At 58.6% G+C, this 16,244-nt stretch carries 18 protein-coding genes and 1 tRNA gene; 11 read left to right on the plus strand and 8 right to left on the minus strand.

Translation table 11 applies throughout. The annotated features are described in order from the left end of the window. Positions 1-6 precede the first annotated feature (6 nt). From F0M18_RS06890 to F0M18_RS06900, 3 genes are read left to right on the plus strand one after another with little or no spacing between them, the layout of a single operon-like run. The gene (locus F0M18_RS06890) at positions 7-498 is read left to right on the plus strand and encodes a TlpA disulfide reductase family protein (protein WP_149610688.1); all 492 of its coding nucleotides are present in this window, start codon (positions 7-9) and stop codon (positions 496-498) included. A 3-nt stretch (positions 499-501) separates the two neighbouring features. Further along, on the plus strand, positions 502-726 hold the full coding sequence (locus tag F0M18_RS06895; RefSeq protein ID WP_149610689.1) for a DUF4266 domain-containing protein: 225 nt from the start codon (positions 502-504) through the stop codon (positions 724-726). Continuing rightward, complete coding sequence (locus F0M18_RS06900) at positions 713-1,891, plus strand: DUF3570 domain-containing protein (RefSeq protein ID WP_262500864.1); 1,179 nt, start codon at positions 713-715, stop codon at positions 1,889-1,891. Before F0M18_RS06895 ends, F0M18_RS06900 begins: the two co-directional genes overlap by 14 nt. Here the strand turns inward: F0M18_RS06900 and F0M18_RS06905 are convergent. Next, the gene (locus F0M18_RS06905; protein ID WP_149610690.1) at positions 1,875-2,873 is read right to left on the minus strand and encodes an FAD:protein FMN transferase; all 999 of its coding nucleotides are present in this window, start codon (positions 2,871-2,873) and stop codon (positions 1,875-1,877) included. The genes F0M18_RS06900 and F0M18_RS06905 overlap by 17 nt on opposite strands. 77 nt (positions 2,874-2,950) lie before the next feature. Here F0M18_RS06905 and F0M18_RS06910 point away from each other — a divergent pair, with 77 nt between their 5' ends. Beyond that, entirely contained in the window at positions 2,951-4,255 is a 1,305-nt protein-coding gene (locus F0M18_RS06910) for a coiled-coil domain-containing protein (protein ID WP_149610691.1), read from the plus strand. A gap of 113 nt (positions 4,256-4,368) precedes the next feature. On the opposite strand, the gene F0M18_RS06915 is transcribed toward F0M18_RS06910, so the two are convergent. Beyond that, positions 4,369-4,632 carry a DUF3144 domain-containing protein gene (locus F0M18_RS06915; protein WP_149610692.1) on the minus strand — a complete coding sequence of 88 codons (264 nt, stop codon included), beginning with the start codon at positions 4,630-4,632 and terminating at the stop codon, positions 4,369-4,371. 117 nt (positions 4,633-4,749) lie between these two features. After that, a complete protein-coding gene (locus F0M18_RS06920) occupies positions 4,750-5,418 on the minus strand; it encodes an alpha/beta fold hydrolase (protein WP_188109623.1) in 669 nt (222 codons plus the stop codon). 309 nt (positions 5,419-5,727) lie between these two features. Here F0M18_RS06920 and F0M18_RS06925 point away from each other — a divergent pair, with 309 nt between their 5' ends. Beyond that, positions 5,728-6,609, plus strand: a complete 882-nt coding sequence (locus tag F0M18_RS06925) for a hypothetical protein (protein ID WP_149611162.1) — start codon at positions 5,728-5,730, stop codon at positions 6,607-6,609. A gap of 28 nt (positions 6,610-6,637) precedes the next feature. Here the strand turns inward: F0M18_RS06925 and F0M18_RS06930 are convergent, their stop codons facing one another. Beyond that, a complete protein-coding gene (locus F0M18_RS06930) occupies positions 6,638-8,503 on the minus strand; it encodes a S8 family serine peptidase (protein WP_149610694.1) in 1,866 nt (621 codons plus the stop codon). Between the two features lie 123 nt (positions 8,504-8,626). On the opposite strand from F0M18_RS06930, the gene F0M18_RS06935 reads away from it, so the two are divergent. The 3 genes from F0M18_RS06935 to F0M18_RS06945 all read left to right on the plus strand — a co-directional run bounded on the left by F0M18_RS06935 (position 8,627) and on the right by F0M18_RS06945 (position 11,059). After that, entirely contained in the window at positions 8,627-9,130 is a 504-nt protein-coding gene (locus F0M18_RS06935; RefSeq protein ID WP_149610695.1) for an RNA polymerase sigma factor, read from the plus strand. A gap of 12 nt (positions 9,131-9,142) precedes the next feature. After that, a complete protein-coding gene (locus F0M18_RS06940; RefSeq protein WP_149610696.1) occupies positions 9,143-9,844 on the plus strand; it encodes an anti-sigma factor in 702 nt (233 codons plus the stop codon). A gap of 801 nt (positions 9,845-10,645) precedes the next feature. Continuing rightward, positions 10,646-11,059, plus strand: coding sequence for a DUF1330 domain-containing protein (locus F0M18_RS06945; protein WP_188109624.1), 414 nt, complete (start codon positions 10,646-10,648; stop codon positions 11,057-11,059). Between the two features lie 49 nt (positions 11,060-11,108). Here the strand turns inward: F0M18_RS06945 and F0M18_RS06950 are convergent, their stop codons facing one another. Continuing rightward, positions 11,109-12,008, minus strand: coding sequence for a glutathione S-transferase family protein (locus F0M18_RS06950; RefSeq protein ID WP_149610697.1), 900 nt, complete (start codon positions 12,006-12,008; stop codon positions 11,109-11,111). Between the two features lie 160 nt (positions 12,009-12,168). Here F0M18_RS06950 and F0M18_RS06955 point away from each other — a divergent pair, with 160 nt between their 5' ends. The 3 genes from F0M18_RS06955 to F0M18_RS06965 all read left to right on the plus strand — a co-directional run bounded on the left by F0M18_RS06955 (position 12,169) and on the right by F0M18_RS06965 (position 15,259). Next, positions 12,169-13,908 carry a DUF885 domain-containing protein gene (locus F0M18_RS06955; RefSeq protein ID WP_149610698.1) on the plus strand — a complete coding sequence of 580 codons (1,740 nt, stop codon included), beginning with the start codon at positions 12,169-12,171 and terminating at the stop codon, positions 13,906-13,908. A 220-nt stretch (positions 13,909-14,128) separates the two neighbouring features. Beyond that, on the plus strand, positions 14,129-14,926 hold the full coding sequence (locus F0M18_RS06960; RefSeq protein ID WP_149610699.1) for a transglutaminase domain-containing protein: 798 nt from the start codon (positions 14,129-14,131) through the stop codon (positions 14,924-14,926). Between the two features lie 144 nt (positions 14,927-15,070). Then, the gene (locus F0M18_RS06965) at positions 15,071-15,259 is read left to right on the plus strand and encodes a hypothetical protein (protein ID WP_149610700.1); all 189 of its coding nucleotides are present in this window, start codon (positions 15,071-15,073) and stop codon (positions 15,257-15,259) included. 201 nt (positions 15,260-15,460) lie between these two features. Here the strand turns inward: F0M18_RS06965 and F0M18_RS06970 are convergent. From F0M18_RS06970 to ihfA, 3 genes are all read right to left on the minus strand, one after another. After that, positions 15,461-15,537: transfer RNA gene (locus F0M18_RS06970), tRNA-Pro, on the minus strand. Positions 15,538-15,594: 57 nt separating this feature from the next. Further along, a complete protein-coding gene (locus tag F0M18_RS06975) occupies positions 15,595-15,960 on the minus strand; it encodes a MerR family transcriptional regulator (protein WP_149610701.1) in 366 nt (121 codons plus the stop codon). Then, entirely contained in the window at positions 15,935-16,243 is a 309-nt protein-coding gene (gene ihfA / locus F0M18_RS06980; protein ID WP_149610702.1) for an integration host factor subunit alpha, read from the minus strand. Before ihfA ends, F0M18_RS06975 begins: the two co-directional genes overlap by 26 nt. Position 16,244 lies beyond the last annotated feature (1 nt).

Raw genomic sequence — 16,244 nt, forward strand, 5'->3', positions numbered from 1 at the left:
ACGAACATGGGCGTAATAAGAGACCTGTTTTTGAGTTTGATGCTATCGCTGGCACCGATGGCCAATGCACTTTCCGACCAGGGTGATGCAGCGAACTTCACACTGAAAAGCGCAAACGGTGAAAATATCCGTCTCAGCGAATTGCGCGGCGAAGTCGTGCTGATTAACTTCTGGGCTTCCTGGTGTGGGCCCTGCCGACAGGAAATGCCGGAACTGGCTGCATTACAGCAAAGATATCGACATCTCGGCTTTACCGTGCTGGGTATCAATGTTGAGCAGGATCGCGCCAGCGCCGAACGTGTGCTGCGCGATCTTGGCGTGAACTTCCCTATCCTTTTCGATGACGAAAACACTGTCAGCGAACTCTACGATGTGGATGCCATGCCGGTGACCGTACTGGTGGATCGCGGTGGCGACATCCGCTACACCCACAAGGGTTACAAGCCTGGCTATGAAGCGCTTTATGAGCAACAGGTCCGACAGTTGGTCAAGGAGTAGAACATGAAACGCGCGCGTCTATTGTGGCTGCCGCCCCTGCTACTGGTGACTGCCGGCTGCGCCGTGGAGCCCTGGGTCAAGCCCTACGAGCGTCAGCACATGGCAGAAGCCATCATGCGTTTCGACCGCGATCCTGTGGCGGGCGCCTACACCAGACACGTTTACCAGGCGCGCGAAGGCGCCCGGGGCGCCGAGGGCGGCGCGGGGGTGGGTTGTGGCTGCAACTAACCAGCGTCGTGCTGTACTGCTGCGGGCGAGCCTGTTGCTGCTCGCCAGCGCGCTTTCTTCAGCACAGCAAGCCAACGCGGCAACCCTGCCCGAAGAGCGGGCCGATGCCATGTACCACCGCTACGATGGTGGCGGCGTGACTGTCGATGGACCGTCGCTGCTGGTGAGGAAGAATTTCAAGGAGACGGTCTCGCTCAGTGGCAACTACTACGTCGACAACATCAGTAGCGCCTCAATCGATGTCATCACTTCGGGCGCGAGCAAATACAGTGAAGAACGCACGGAGTATTCACTAGCCGGTGATTACCTGTACGGCAAGTCCATACTCAGCGCGGGTGTCACCTATAGCGATGAGAGTGACTACCAGGCCAGCACCTACAGCCTCGGAGTGAGCCAGGACTTTTTCGGCGACCTGACCACGCTCAGTTTCGGCTACGCACTTGGCCAGGATGACGTATCACAGAACGGCAACGACGACTTTGAGGAAGAAATCGACCGGCACAGTTTTCGCGTTGGCATCAGCCAGATAGTGACACCCCGCTTACTACTGGCCGCCAACTACGAGTTGATTACAGATGAGGGCTATTTGAATAATCCCTATCGCAGCTATCGTTACCTCAGCGACCCGCTGGACCCCGCAGCAGGCTTCCAGTTCGCCCGCGAGGTCTACCCCAGCACACGCACCTCCGATGCCGCCTCCCTGCAACTGCGCTACCGTCTGCCCTGGGAAGCTGCTGTCGGTGGCCAGTACCGTTTTTTCACCGACGACTGGGGTATTGATGCGCATACAATCCTGGTTAGCTACACCCATGTCCTGTACGAACACTGGACGCTGGACTTCCAGTACCGCTGGTACAGCCAGGGCCAGGCCGACTTTTACCAGGACCTGTTCCTGTTCCCGTCGCAGGATGAGAAGGATTACCGGGCCAGGGACAAGGAGATGAGCGAATTCAGCGACCAGACCCTGTCATTTTACCTGAGTTATCAAAGACCGCTGAGCTGGCGGTATGCCTATAAAGCCGGCATCAGTCTGCAATATGATCGCATCGCTTTCGACTACGACAATTTCAGCGACCTGACGGAGGAAGGTTTCCTGCCTGGAGACGAACCGAACTACAGCTTTGACGCCGACGTATACAAGATCCTGTTCACTCTTTGGTACTGAGCAACAACTCCGCGGAGTAATGCAAGCGACCCTGGCCGTCTACGATGATCGCGTCCACGCCCGGGAGCCGGTTCACCAGCGCCAGGCCACGCTCCACGCCGAGGACGAAAACGGTGGTGGACAGGGCATCGCTGTCGATGGCCTGTGCAGCGATGATACTGGCGCTCAGCACAGCACGGGCTGAATCACCAGTCGCCGGATCGAGAATGTGGTGATAGCGCACGCCATCGCGCTCAAAGTAACGCTCGTAATCTCCGGAAGTGGATATTGCCGTGTTGCTGAGCGGGATGATGGCGACGTAATCGTCTTGCTGCCGCGGGTGGCGTATGCCTACCATACGCGGGCGCTCGCCCAGATCACCCAGCATGCGGCTATCGCCCCCGGCACTGACCACAGCCGCTTCGACGCCCGCGGCCCGCAATATATCTATACCCCGATCCACCGCGAAGCCCTTGGCGATACCTCCGAAATCCAGCGCCATCCCCGGACGCAGGAAGCGTACAGTGGCGGCCTGCGTATCCAGTTCCACTGACCGATAGTCTATCGCGCGCACGCCCTCCTCGCGTTCAGCTTTCGAGGGCGTTCGGCCGCGCCGGAAGTCGTAGTACTGCGATGCGGCGGCAAAACTGACGTCAAAAGCACCACCACTGAGCCGAGAGTAGTACAGCGCGCGCTCGAGCACTGCCACCATCTCCGCAGGCACGCTCACCGGACCTGCAAACGCGTCCCGGTTGACCCTGGCCAGCACACTTTCTTCATTCCAGGGATTCATCATCAGGTCAAGCCGGTGAAACTCGGTAAAAACCGCCTCCAGGAGGGCCTCTCCCTCTCCTGCCCCGGGTTCCATGAGTTCCACGGTGATCTCGGTGCCCATGAGTGCGCGGGTATCCTGCAACCACTGGGCATGGCCAAGGACTGGCAGCAACGCGATCACAACGAGGGCAAAAAGTTGGCTCAGCGAAAAAGACGGAGTGACACACATAGTTAGTTACTATCAGCGAAAAACCGCATATTTCAAACGTTTTTTATGGAAAAAGCGCCGGGAGACCCCTAAATTCTGTGAGTGATAAGGTTCCATGGATGGCCTGTAAATGGACTGCAGAACTGATGAAGTGCTTTGACCTGACCTTCAAGGGCGATATTTTACCCGGATTCGATCCTGATCAGGTTCGGGCAAACCTGGCTGAACTCTTCCAGATCAACGATCCGTTGGTGCTGGACGAACTGTTCTCTGGCGACGCCTTTATATTGCGCAGCAACCTCGACCGCAAGGCAGCGGCTGACTACTTCCGGAAAATGTCTGAGCGCGGCGGCAAGGCCGAACTGGTCACCCGCGTGGTTTCTGAGCTATCCAGCCCGGAACCGGAAGCTACTGCGGCTGCAATGGGCGCTGAGCCGGGCCCGGTGAGTGGGTCTACAGAGGGTATGAGCCCCCCTGCTGATCCGCTACTGCCGGTGATGGACGACACACCGGCTGGCGATGTGAATACACTTGAGCTCGTGGAGCAGAGCAGTCCGGAGCCCTCAACGCCAAGCGCGGATGAAGTGATCCAGCGCCTGCAGCAGTTACAACAGGAAGCACAGGCTGTCCACGACGACAAGCTCGAGCAATTGCAAACCCTGCAAGAGGAAATCAAACAGCAAACCGCGGAGCAGCTTGAGTCAATCAAGCAGCGTCGGGCACAGGTGCTGCTTGAGGCCGAGGACACAAAAACACAGCTCAAGGACCTGGAGCAGGAAAAAGAGCGACTTTTTACCGAGCAAATTGACCGTATCACAGAACAGGAGCGCGCATTAAGCGACACACTGGAACAGGCCATCTCCAGCCTGGCAACGGAGCATTCACAGCGGTGCGAAGCGGCGAGGTTGTCCTGCGATGAACTGCAGGCAAAGCGGCAGCAGTGCCGGGATGATGCGGCCAGGGAAATTGCCTCACTAGAGGCGAGGATTGCCGCCATCCGCAAGCAGTGCGAACAGGACGTCGACAGCATGGATCGCCTGTTGACCGAAAAAGAACAGGACATACAGGAAATCGAGCAGGGGTTCAGCGCGCGCGAGCAAGAGCTCAAGGCCGAGCACCAGAGCGAATTGGAAACATTCAGCGCCCGGAGAGAAGAACATACCCGCGAATTTCGATCGGAGCAGGAACAGCTGCGCCAGCGTCAACTAGAGCAGGAAATCGAGCACGAAGAAATGCTGACCGGGCTGTGGGAAGAAGAGGAAAAGCAGCAGCACCAGGCCCAGGCACGTCTGCAACAGCTGGAGATCACCCGCAAGCGACACCAGCGTTCTCTGGAGCAAAGACTGGACAGGCTGCGCAAGGAAGAGGAAAAAGTCGGCCGGGGCGAACTCTCGCTTACCTGATCCCGTTCTCGTTAGAGCTCGCAGTCACCAGCTGCCGCCGGCTGCAGAAAGGGCACGCTACAGGCTGCCCCGATTTACGCTTTTAACGGACACCGAAAGCCAGCGCCCGGTGTTTATTCGGCGCTGCCCGACTCCGCCTGACGCGATGCCTGCACCTGTTCCATCTGGTGACGGTAGGCATCTACAATTTTGTCTACACCCGATGGATTCAGGCCGCCGGTGTTACCCACCGCCACGTAGGTTGAGTACACAGCGGAGGCGGACATCAATGCAGCGGAGACCACGTGGGTGCCTACGCCCTCCTCCTTCATCTTGTTGCCGAGTTCAATGAAGCGGTTCATGCACTCGTGATGGTTTTCTGCGTCGGACTTGGCCATGATAATTCTCCCTGTAAACCAATGCTGATCAAAGCCGGCGATTCTAGCATTTTCGTCAGCCTCCTGCCGAGGCCGGCAGCCCCAAGCTGGCATCACACACAAAGCATCGAGGAAACGTCAGTTTCCAGCTTCTGTCTCCCGCTGCGGCCCCGCAGGCCCCTCGCGTTCGAAGGCACCCGAGCGCAGGAAGTTCACCGCCTGCGCCATAACCGATGTGTCCCAGATCATGAAAGTATGCAAGACCGGCATCTCCAGAAAGTCGAGCATACCTGGCACTACCGTTTCTGCTACCGAAACCGTACCGTCGCTGGGGCGATCAGGAAACCCGGGTAGCAATGTCCTGTTGCGTAAATTACCGGCAATCACTCCCAGTTGAAACGTTACTGGCCCAAGGCGCCGGCTGAGCGAGTCACTACCCGTACCCAACTGCTCCAGCACCCTCGTCTCCAGCAGCCCGAATAGATCAAATTCGCTCCAGTACTCAGCAACCTGGCTGCCCTGATTGGGTGGCCCAAGCATGACCACGCGGGTCTCTTGAGGTAGCGCATGCATGGATGCGTACTGCCGAACCAGTATTCCCCCCATGGAATGGGCAACAAAATGCACCCGTTCAAAACCCATTGAATGACACACTCGCAGCCCGTCGCCCACAACCTCCTCGGAGAGTTCTTCAATCGGTGTGCTGAATGAGCGGTAACTTTCGTTGACGGTAGCGTAGCCCTCGTTTTCGAGATACCACTCCAGCGGCTTCATCGCGGCCGCACTGCGAAATAGTCCGTGCAGCAAGACCACACAGGCCTGTTCACGTTCCGTTGACGGTTGCGCCCAAACCACACCAGTAACGAGCGCGCCGCAAAGGGCGACAGGTAAGAGTAAATTGCGCATCATAGGGAGAATAATGGACGCTTCGAGCGTCGTTGGCCAACAGTCGCACGGTGCACGGAATTTGCCATGGTACCCCCTCCCGGAACGGTAAATTTTGCTATTATGTCGCAGTTTCGTGGTTCAACACTTTAACGCCATAATCAGGCTACTCCCGGATACCGTCAGATGAAATGGCCGGCATACACGGTTCACCTGTCTTGCGCTCTTATGATGGCGGGTACAACAGCACCCGCCTTTTCCGCGGCCGGCGGTTCCTCCACTGAATTCTCCGCAGAAGTGGGCATAGGCGGCGAGTACGATAGTAACGTCTCCGTCGACGAACTCGATGCGTCCAGCAGCGAGAGCGACTACGCGCTTATCATCGACGCGGAACTGCAGCTCGACCACCGTTTCAACGATACGCTGGACATGGCGGTGACCTATGATGTCAGCCAGAGCAACTACGAACAGTTCGGTGCCCTTGACAGGCAAACGCACTTGCTGGGAGTCGATTTCGGGGCTGACCTGGGTGCCGTCAACTCCGGTCTTACGCTGTACTACATCAATGCACGCCTGGATGGAAATGCTTTCCTCGAATACTACCGCGCATCGCCGTATGTCTCGGGCTTCCTGTCGAAAAAGTGGTTTGCCCGCGGCGCCTACGTCTATTCAGACAAGAGCATCGAACAGAACCCGGGCAGAGATGCTGATAGTCATGCGGGAGAGATAGACCTGTATTTCTTTCGCCGCGGTCTGCGCAGCTATTTTAATCTTGGCTACAAATTTAAAGATGAAAACGCGGTAGAAGACCGTTTTGACTACAGCGCGAGCAACCTGAAGCTGCGCTACATTCACCGTTTCGACGCCTTTGGCGAGGTTCTGAAAACCGAATTCTCGTGGCGTTACGAATACCGTGACTACAGCTCTATCACCCCCAGCATTGGCGAAGAAAGGGAAGATAACCGCCATCGCTGGAAGGTTGATATCGAGTACCCGATCCTGGAGAAGGCCGCGATACAACTGTACGTGGGGTACGCCGACTACGACTCCAACTTCCCTCGTTCAGACTACGACCAGCACGTTGTGGGAACCCGGTTTTCCTACCGCTGGTAGCGGACCGCGTGCTGTTCAGGACGCTGCTTCAGGATTCCCGGATGCGTAACAGGCCGTAACCGTAAATATCATCGCGCCCCGGCGGACCGAGGTCTTCGGCGGAGTTATACAGCAAGGCCATGACGTCGGCGCCCGGCTGTTGTTTACGCAGTCGGGCAGCAGCCGTGGCGGCAAAAGGCACGGCAAAGGATGTGCCCGAAGACGCCACATAACCGCCACCGGCGCGCGCATGCAGCAGCCCCACTCCCGGCGCAGCTATATCGAGATAATCACCACGATTGGCCAGGCGAAAGACCCTGTGGCCCTCATCGACGGCAGTCACTGCAACCACCGTGTCATAAGCCGCAGGGTACATTGGCCGCGCCACGGGACCACCGTTTCCGGCGGCAGCCATGACCAGCACATCCTGCTCCGACGCACGCTGTAGCGCAGCTTCCAACAGACGGTTGGGTGGGCCGGCAAGGCTTATATTGACCACATCAACCCTGGTTGAGATCAGCCAATCGAGTGCGCGCAGCAAACTGACCGTGGAAGCGATCTCGCCACGCTCTTCATCCACCTCGAACACGGCAGCGGCATAGACCTCAGCGCCTGGCAACAGGCCCTGATAGTCGCCATCGTTGGCCGCTATGATTGAGGCGATCGCGGTACCGTGAAAATCCGGCAAGGTCGCCTTTGCCGATACGAATGAGCGACTCTCGATACTGGCATTTGCCAGCGAAGGGTGAGAAGTGTCCACCTTACTGTCGATCATGCCGATCCGCACGCCATCGTTATCGGCAGACGCGGGCATGGTGATCGCGGAGCGCGGCACAATGCCCTGCTCCGCCACCGCGACTTCAGAGCCTGCGGTGTAAATATGGTTGAGGTCGACTTCCGCGCGGTCTTTGCCGACGACGTCGAGAACACCGCGGCGCACTTCTGTTATGTCAAAGCTGGAAGGGCCCGCCACCTCGGCAAGACGCATTCCCAGCCCGGGCAGGTCAGTCACGGTGTCGAAGAGGTAGCCCTTTTCGGCCAGTTCCTCGAAGACTTCCGGCTCTGCCATCACCAGCCACTGTTCGCGTTGAATCCGCGCTTCATCGACTTCCAGCTCACTTTCGAGGTCGTCGAGGATATCGTCTATCTCGTTCTCAAGGCGCTCTTCCACGACCGCCGCGACCTGCACTTCAGCCGCGCTCTCTACCGACTGCTCCACGTTGTCTTCAACGGCAACTTCAACGCTGGCTTCCACCTCGCTTTCAACAGATTGCTCGAGGTCTTCCTGCACGCTGGTCTCCACCGAGCTCTCGACGTTGTCCTCAACATTCTGCTCCACATTCTGGGCAACTTCCTGCTGCACTGACTCTTCGATCTGGTCCTCGACGGAATCTTCCACGTTGTCAGCTACGGTTTCCTCGACCTCGTCCTGCACTTCCTGCTCGACATCGTCTTCCACTTCCTCGGTAACAGCGTCAGTGATCTGCTCCTCTACCGCGTCCTCCAGAGAATTCTCGACTTCTTCCTCGGCAACCTCTTCGACCGCGTCCTCGACAACGTCTTCCACGCTGTCTGTCACCTCGTCCTCTATCTGCTCTTCCACCTTCTCTTCTACGAAGCGATCGCCGGGGCCCAGCAGCAATTCGTCCAGGCGGTCTTCAACCGCTTCCTCCACCTGGTCTTCGGCGGCGTCAGTTACCGAATCATCGACCTGGTCCTCGACATCTTCCTCGACCTCGTCTTCCACCTGCTCCTCTATGAGGTCAGAGTCGTCCAGGCTACCGGGAACCTGCGCCGAGGCCTGCTGCGCCAGCGGCAGGCACAGGAACAGCACCAAAAATGCCGCCGAGGCGGTGGAAGACAGCCCTCGGAGGGCGAATATCTTCAATTCTTTCAAAGAGTTGCGGAAAATCATGATAGTATTTACCGTGAAAATAAAGCGTCACCTTCTACATAGATGACGTTTAGCGCGAATAAAAATTCCGGTCTGGGGAATAAAATCGCATGCTTAAACGTCCCTTATTTTAACAGGATTCGTATGCCAACGCTCAGCGATTCACAGCGTGAGGCCCTTATGGCCGAACTGGGTGGATTACGCCGCTTCTGCTACTCGCTGACCGGTAACAACGCCGATGCAGACGACCTGCTGCAGTCCACAGTTGAGAGGCTACTGCAGAAAGGCATGCCTGAGGATGCACACGCGGCGAAATGGAGTTACCGGGTCTGCAAGAACGTGTGGATCGACGAACTCAGGTCGCGCGACGTGAGACAGCGCTACCCCGCCACGGTAACCGATTCGGAGGTGGCGTTGAGTACACAGGAAGTCGCAGCGGGCGAACAAGAACTGGACGCGGTAGCAGCCGCGCTTGACCAGTTGCCGGAAGACCAGCGACTGGCACTGAGCCTGGTGAGCATAGAAGGCAAGACCTACGCTGAAGCGGCAGAGATACTCGAGGTACCGGTGGGAACGATCATGAGCCGTATTGCCAGGGCAAGAAAGAATTTATTACAGCACTACAGTCCGCAACGCGATGAGGGCTGACAGGAACGAAATATGAAAGACCAGGAATACGAACTGCTGTCACAATATGTGGACGGGGAACTGGACGAGGTCACCGCCCAGCGAGTGCGCGCGCGACTGGATGCCGAACCCGCGTTACGAGAGACCCTGGACAAGTTGCTGGCGCTGAACGCGCGTCTGCGCGAAACGTTTGCAGGTACCGACACGGTACCTGAAAGCGTCGCCGCAATGGTGCGGCCCAGCAGCAATGTCGTACCTCTCACGCGCCAGCGCCCGGCGCGCCCCGCCTGGCAGTATGCCGTGGCCGCTTCCCTGGTGGCGGCAGCGGGCTTGCTGCTGACCCCACAGTGGCAGACATCGACGCCCTCCTCCCCGACCCTGGCCACCGTGCTCGAATCAACGCCGTCTATGGCGTCTGGCTGGGCTTCACTGGCAAACGGCGAACAGGTGCGGCCGGTGTTGAGCTTCAGCCACATCGACGGTAGTTGGTGTCGTGAATACCTGCTCAAGGCGAACGCGGCCAGCACCCGCGGCGTGGCCTGTCGGCTTGACGATGGCCAGTGGCAGGTCAGGGTCGCCGCAGCAGCTGAATTGCCTGGCAGCAGCGCCGAATTTCGCCCGGCGGGCGCCGGTGATGCGGACCAGGTGGCAGACTACCTCGCCGATTACAGTGCCGATATTGCTCTTAGCGCCAGTGAAGAACAGCGCCTGATAGAACAAGCCTGGCTGCGCTAGGCAAACACCAATCGTTTTCGTGCCCGGTCGCCTCGCAAAGGCGACCGGGCTTTTTTTTGCCGATTCACGGCCCCGGCGCCAACTTTGTCAGCGAAACGGACAGGCACAGGCCTGGAACCGCATGCGGAGGCATCAGTGATGCGGATCAGCAGTCACTGCTGCGCAGTTTGTTCCAACGCAGGAAATCCAGAACCGGCAGCTTTTCACACAGCAGGGCCTGAAAACAGGGTGATAACAGTGAGGGAAGAGAAGCAGGGCCTGCCGCCCCATGTAGACGACAGACCCTGAGGTTCAGTGCGGAGGGCTAGCGGTCCCCGCTCTGGGAGGCATGAGCCACGAACAGACCGGCATTTTGTATGCCTGTCCGCCGTGGCGAAAAGGGGTGAGGGCTGCGGTGGTGCCACGCATTCTGTATGGCCTTATGGCTCTGTGATGCGTACCCAAATGGCTTACCACCCGTTACCTCTCGTGGTGTTTCACTCCACTTTGCTAACTTGACGGCTCAGCTGGCGGGTTTATTCCATTTATCGCAAAAAAATCTGAAAAAAATCTCCTGGACGGCCCAGAGTGAAGCTAACTCACTGTTTTTGCTATATTTATTTTCTTCGCCAGGAAAAAATAAAATGCTCATATTCCGGGCGCTGAGCGGATAAGTCTGCTGCACGCTGCATTTTCCAGACAAATTCGGACGGAACCTCTGGCTGCGCGGCGGAATTCGCACCCGCACAGGCTTGCCCCTGCTCCCCGGGGCTGCGACGATACCGCTCCCCATTTATAAGCTGAAGCCAGAGAGACATTCGAATGATCAACAACGTACTGCAACCCACGGGTGACCAGGTGCGCGCGTTTCGCGATCGCGCCACGGGTGAACCGATTGCCATGCTGAATTTGCTCAAGTTCAGAGAGCGTGCACTCTACGAAGACGGCAGGGAGACAGACCTGAGCGGGCGCGACGCCTACAAACTCTACGCCGCAGGATTTCGGGAAGTCACGGAGCCCCGGGGCGTGAAGATTCTTTATGCCGGGGATGTCAGGGGCCTGCTGATCGGCGCCGGCGATGACCTGTGGGACGAAGTCGCGCTGATTCAATACCCCTCTGCCCAGGTCATGCTGGATATGCTCAGGGACGAAACCTACCAGCAAGCGCAACAACACCGCGCCGCCGGACTGGAAGGCCAGCTACTGATCGAGTGTGCCAGCGGCGGCGCCTTCTGAGTCCCGCACTTAACGGGCACCGGGCCTGACACCACACTGGCGAGGCATCCTATGCCGGGGTAAGAATCTGGCCCATGCGCGGGAAGTGCACGTGTACCAGGCCCGCTTTGGGGTCGTCGCGAGCGATGGAGATGCGTGCATCATCCAGCCCCACCAGGGTACCCTCCACGGCCGCCGGGTCAGGTGATTCGGTACGCACTGACACGCGTTGGCCAGCCTCCCAGCCCTGGCCCGGTGCCACTGCACAGGCATCAACAGGGGTGTTTTCCAGGGCATGCTGGATGGCCTGTTCCGCCGTCCATGATTCCAGGTCGCCCCAACCGATTGCCTCCACCCGCTGGTACCACTCCGCAACCGCTGCACTGAGATCCGCTGGCTGGATACCTGACAACTGCACGAAGCGCACGATCATGTACAGTGTGAGATCTGCATGTCCCACCGTATCCCCGGCGATGAAATCCCTACCGTCGGCGAGAGCCGCGACCAGGTACTGCGCCCCGGCTGCGAACTGTGACTGCATGTGCGGCACAGCGGGCAGGAAAGTCTTGCGGTCCATGCCAAAGCGTTTTTCCCGGTCGAGCCAGAATTCCTCGGGAAGACTGTCCGCATTGCCACCCAGGGCAGTACCCGCAGCGGGCATGAACCAGCAGTTCCCGGCCCACTGTGCAATGAATTTACCGGCCAGCCCAAGGGGCTGCGGGTACAGGGTCGGTTCAGGCGCGTAGGCCTCCAGAGCCGACGTGATGCAGTCAGTATCACAGTAGATATCAGCGCCGATCTGCAACACCGGTATTCTTTCATAACCGCCGGTCAGGGCGCTGAGGTCCGGCTTGGGCGATACCATCGGCGCCTCCACGGATTTCCACGGGATACCCTTGAGCCCGAGAGCAAGGCGCATCGCCGTGCCAAAGGGAGAGAGTTCATATTGATGCAGTATGACTTCAGCCATGTCGTGTTTTCCTTACGCCGGACGGAGGCACGAGCTTATTGGAGTTATGCCCCGGCCGCAATCAGTGTCGCCAACGTGAGGATGGACTCAGCCCAAAATCAATGAAAACGGCCAATCAAGCCGCTAAACTCTGGCCCGACCCCCTAAAAGAACCACTGCCATGCCATATCGTGCCCTGATTGCCCTTACCTGTATCTTCTCGTGCGCCCTCGCCCATGCTGACGCTTCACTGCGATTAGAGCAGTTGCTCGCTGAGCACTGGGCCAACGCCGAGCAGGAACGGGTTTTCTTTCGCACCGACGGTGATGCTTTCCGACCCGATGGCAAATTGCCGGAGGTGAACCAGCAGGCACGTGAGCGGCGCCGCCAATTCAACGAGGCCATGCTGCAGAAATTGGCGGCCATCGATCTGGACGCACTGACCGGGCAGGACAGGATAAGCTACCAGCTGTTCCGCTACGAACGGGAAACCGAGCGCGCAAGCTTCGCCAGCCCGGACTACCTGTTTCCCATCACCAGCCTGTTCGGCTATCACACCTACTTTGCCAACGCGCCGGCAAACATGACCTTCGACACAGCCCAGGATTACGAGACCTTCCTGACCAGCCTTGAGGATTTCCCCCGTTATAACCGCGAGCAGATGGCGTTGCTTGATGAAGCGGTGGCAAGGGGCTACACCCACTACTGTGAGTCGATGGGCGGATATGAACAAACCATCTCCGGCCTGATCGTCGACGACGCCACCGAGAGCAGCCTCTACAAGCCCTTTCAACGTATACCCTCCAGCGTCGGCGAAGCCCAGGCCCCGCAACTGCAGGCACGTGCCCGGGAACTGATCGATAAACGCGTGATGCCCGCCTATCGCGAGCTGTTTACCTTCTTCACCACTGAGTACATGCCGGCCTGCCGACGCCAGCCCGGCATCAGCAGTCTGCCTGGAGGCGCGGCCTACTATGCTTACCTGCTGCGCTATTTCACCACCACAGATATGACCCCGGTGGAGATACATGAGCTTGGGCTGGCGGAGACGGCACGTATCCGCCGTGAGATGGATGCCGTCATCCGCGAGACCGGCTTTGAGGGAGAGTTCAGCCAATTCCTGGACTTCCTGCGCAGCGACCCGCGCTTTTACGCCAGCGATGCACAGGACCTGCTGGAGAAAACCGCATTTATCGCCAAGCGCATGGACGGCCTGATGCCGAGATATTTCGGCCGGTTGGCGCGCAACACCTATGAAATTCGCAGCAGCACAGGGCGCGGCGCCTACTACGTCAGCGGCGCAGAGGACGGCTCCTCCGCCGGAATCTATTTCATCAACACCAGCAACCTGCGATACCAACCCCTGTACAACCTGGAAGCACTGACATTGCACGAGGCCGTGCCGGGCCATCACCACCAGACGGCGCTGGCACTGGAGCTCGATCTGCCCGAATTCCGGCGCACGGTTTACCACGCAGCCTTCTCGGAAGGCTGGGGATTGTATGCTGAAAGCCTGGGTAAGGAAGCCGGCTTCTATGCTGACCCCTACAGTGACTTCGGCCGCCTGACCTACGAGATGTGGCGCGCCAATCGACTGGTCGTCGACACCGGAATCCATGCCTTCGGCTGGTCCAGGAAAAAAGCTATCGACTACCTGTTGCAAAACTCAGCACTGACACAAGCCGAGGTGGCAGCCGAGGTCGACCGCTATATCACCTGGCCAGGGCAAGCCACCGCCTACAAGATCGGCGAGTTACGCATCAAGGCACTGCGTCAACATGCGCAACAGGCACTGGGCAAGGACTTCGACATTCGCGCTTTTCACGATGTGATCGTTGGTAATGGTTCGGTCGCGATCGCCATTCTCGAACAAATTGTGACCGACTGGATAGCATCGCAAACGCTGCAGCCACCACCCTAGGCTTATCCGCCACCCAGCCAGGCGGCGTTTGGTGACGACGGCAGACATGTTGCCGGAGATCGACTGCGCAGCCGACGCCAGCAGAAGTCGTCCGGGTTGCGCACGGCAATGTGCGTTATGCTGTGACCGGGCAGCAGCTGTCTGCACACGGCCCTGATCTCCCGGCAATGGGGAGCAGCCAGCCCCCGAGGGCCCATACGCAGCAATTCGGAGAATCACCATGTGGTTACACACATCCACGCGACTGCAGTTTCACGCCGAGGTCGCCACCCCGTTCCTGCTCATGCTGCGCCCACGCAGCGGCTGGCAGCAGTGGGTCAGCCGGGAGCAATACGTGCTATCGCCCAGCGTGCCTGCCGTCGAGTTCACCGACGCATTTGGCAACTTGTGCCAGCGCCTGGTCTCACCGGTTGGCCCGTTTTCGATTCTAGCCAGTGCCGACGTTGAGTGCGCTGAATGGGCAGATGCTGCCCCCGGGGCGCACTTTGTCGAGGTCCAGTTTCTCCCGGAAAGTGTGCTGCCTTTTCTACTGCCCTCGCGCTACTGCGAATCTGACTTCTTCTATGACATGGCTTCCGAACTGACAGCGGGCTGCGCGCCCGGCTGGGACCAGGTTAACGCGATCATAGACTACGTTGCGCGCAGCATTCGCTATACACCCGGCAGCGGGACAACCCTGCGCAGCGCGCGTGAAGTCAACGGCAGCAGTGATGCCGTCTGTCGCGATATGACGCACCTGGCGATCGCGTTGACCAGGGCCCTGTCGATCCCGGCGCGCATGGTCGTGGGCTACCTCGAACCACTTGCGCCAATGGATCTTCACGCCTGGTTCGAAGCCTTTGTGGGCGGGCGCTGGTACACCTTTGATCCTACCCAGCAAAGCTTGCAGGGAGGACGCGTCGCGATTGCCTACGGACGCGATGCGGCAGACGTGGCCATCTTCACCCAGTTCGGCGACCCGGTTGACCTGGTATCCATGGTGGTGGACGTCCAGCGAACCACCGCCCCACCGGCCTGAGCTGAACAGCGCCCAACTGGGTCGGCAGTATTCCGGCTGCGAGACTGCGGCTGGCGCCGAGCCCGACGAAAAGCTCCGGGGCCGGGCTCTCGCGACAACGACTGCGGCAAAACCCGACGCTCAAAAACTGCTAGTATCCACAGCATGCCAGACAACACGAAAAAGCCGGTCGAGCAGAGCGCGTGGCTGAAGCTTATGCTCGAAGGGCAACTCACGCGCGACCGGGTACTGAAAACCAGGACAGAGATCGCCGCAGACAGACAGCGCGCTGAGCAACTTGAGGCCAGGCGCCAGGCCCTGCTGCAGCGCGGAAAAGATGCCGATCAACCATAGCGGCCCTCTCGTTAGGGTGTTGTCCAGCTGCGGCCAGGGCAGACGCGTTCTACGGCCGGGCTTGCGTAACAAGCGTCGCACTGCCCTGATAGCCTCTGCCGGAGCATGCCGGCGCAGAATGACGCCAGCCCGGTTGTGATGGTAAATCTACAGGCGTAAAAAAAGGGTCACAGCCTTATGCTGTAACCCTTCTTGTCTTGTTGGTCGGGACGGCAGGATTTGAACCTACGACCACCACACCCCCAGTGTGGTGCGCTACCAGACTGCGCTACGCCCCGAGTATCGCGTTGCTTGCGAGGCCGGCATTATACTGAAATCCTACCTGCAGACAAATACTATTTCTGCGCGGGCGCCAGCGTTTCCAGCAGTTCTTCCAGCTCTTCGATGGTCTCTTTGATCACCGCCTTGATGTCGACACCTGCAGGTGCGTCACCCTCATCGGTCATGCGCTGGCGGGCACCGCCGATGGTGTACCCCTGGTCGTACAGCAGGCTGCGTATCTGGCGAATTGTCAGCACATCGTCGCGTTGATAGTAACGGCGATTGCCACGACGCTTCACCGGTTTGAGTTGGGGAAACTCCTGCTCCCAGTAGCGCAGCACGTGCGGCTTGACCGCACAAAGTTCGCTGACCTCACCTATGGTGAAGTAGCGCTTTCCCGGAATGGCGGGGAGTTCATTGTTGTTGCTCGGTTCCAGCATATTCTTCTACTCGGGCTTTCAGCTTCTGGCCAGGACGGAACGTCACCACACGGCGGGCGGAAATAGGGATTTCTTCACCCGTCTTCGGGTTACGACCTGGGCGCTGGCTTTTGTCACGCAGGTCGAAATTGCCGAAGCCGGAAAGCTTCACCTGTTCGTTATTCTCGAGACAGGAGCGTATCTCTTCAAAGAAGAGCTCGACAATCTCCTTGGCCTCGCGTTTGTTGAGCCCAAGCTCTTCAAACAGGCGCTCAGCCATTTCAGATTTTGTCAGCGCCGCCATG

The sequence above is a fragment of the Pseudohalioglobus sediminis genome (assembly GCF_008370495.1).
GTDB lineage: Bacteria > Pseudomonadota > Gammaproteobacteria > Pseudomonadales > Halieaceae > Halioglobus.

What these genes read in the sequence shown, in the direction of transcription:
- F0M18_RS06965 (WP_149610700.1), top strand. Translation starts at nt 15,071, where the DNA reads ATGCCAGACAACACGAAAAAGCCGGTCGAGCAGAGCGCGTGGCTGAAG.
- F0M18_RS06915 (WP_149610692.1), bottom strand. Translation starts at nt 4,632, where the DNA reads ATGGCCAAGTCCGACGCAGAAAACCATCACGAGTGCATGAACCGCTTC.
- F0M18_RS06895 (WP_149610689.1), top strand. Translation starts at nt 502, where the DNA reads ATGAAACGCGCGCGTCTATTGTGGCTGCCGCCCCTGCTACTGGTGACT.
- F0M18_RS06945 (WP_188109624.1), top strand. Translation starts at nt 10,646, where the DNA reads ATGATCAACAACGTACTGCAACCCACGGGTGACCAGGTGCGCGCGTTT.
- ihfA (WP_149610702.1), bottom strand. Translation starts at nt 16,243, where the DNA reads ATGGCGGCGCTGACAAAATCTGAAATGGCTGAGCGCCTGTTTGAAGAG.
- F0M18_RS06975 (WP_149610701.1), bottom strand. Translation starts at nt 15,960, where the DNA reads ATGCTGGAACCGAGCAACAACAATGAACTCCCCGCCATTCCGGGAAAG.
- F0M18_RS06960 (WP_149610699.1), top strand. Translation starts at nt 14,129, where the DNA reads ATGTGGTTACACACATCCACGCGACTGCAGTTTCACGCCGAGGTCGCC.
- F0M18_RS06935 (WP_149610695.1), top strand. Translation starts at nt 8,627, where the DNA reads ATGCCAACGCTCAGCGATTCACAGCGTGAGGCCCTTATGGCCGAACTG.
- F0M18_RS06925 (WP_149611162.1), top strand. Translation starts at nt 5,728, where the DNA reads ATGGCGGGTACAACAGCACCCGCCTTTTCCGCGGCCGGCGGTTCCTCC.
- F0M18_RS06955 (WP_149610698.1), top strand. Translation starts at nt 12,169, where the DNA reads ATGCCATATCGTGCCCTGATTGCCCTTACCTGTATCTTCTCGTGCGCC.
- F0M18_RS06950 (WP_149610697.1), bottom strand. Translation starts at nt 12,008, where the DNA reads ATGGCTGAAGTCATACTGCATCAATATGAACTCTCTCCCTTTGGCACG.
- F0M18_RS06905 (WP_149610690.1), bottom strand. Translation starts at nt 2,873, where the DNA reads ATGTGTGTCACTCCGTCTTTTTCGCTGAGCCAACTTTTTGCCCTCGTT.
- F0M18_RS06930 (WP_149610694.1), bottom strand. Translation starts at nt 8,503, where the DNA reads ATGATTTTCCGCAACTCTTTGAAAGAATTGAAGATATTCGCCCTCCGA.
- F0M18_RS06940 (WP_149610696.1), top strand. Translation starts at nt 9,143, where the DNA reads ATGAAAGACCAGGAATACGAACTGCTGTCACAATATGTGGACGGGGAA.
- F0M18_RS06890 (WP_149610688.1), top strand. Translation starts at nt 7, where the DNA reads ATGGGCGTAATAAGAGACCTGTTTTTGAGTTTGATGCTATCGCTGGCA.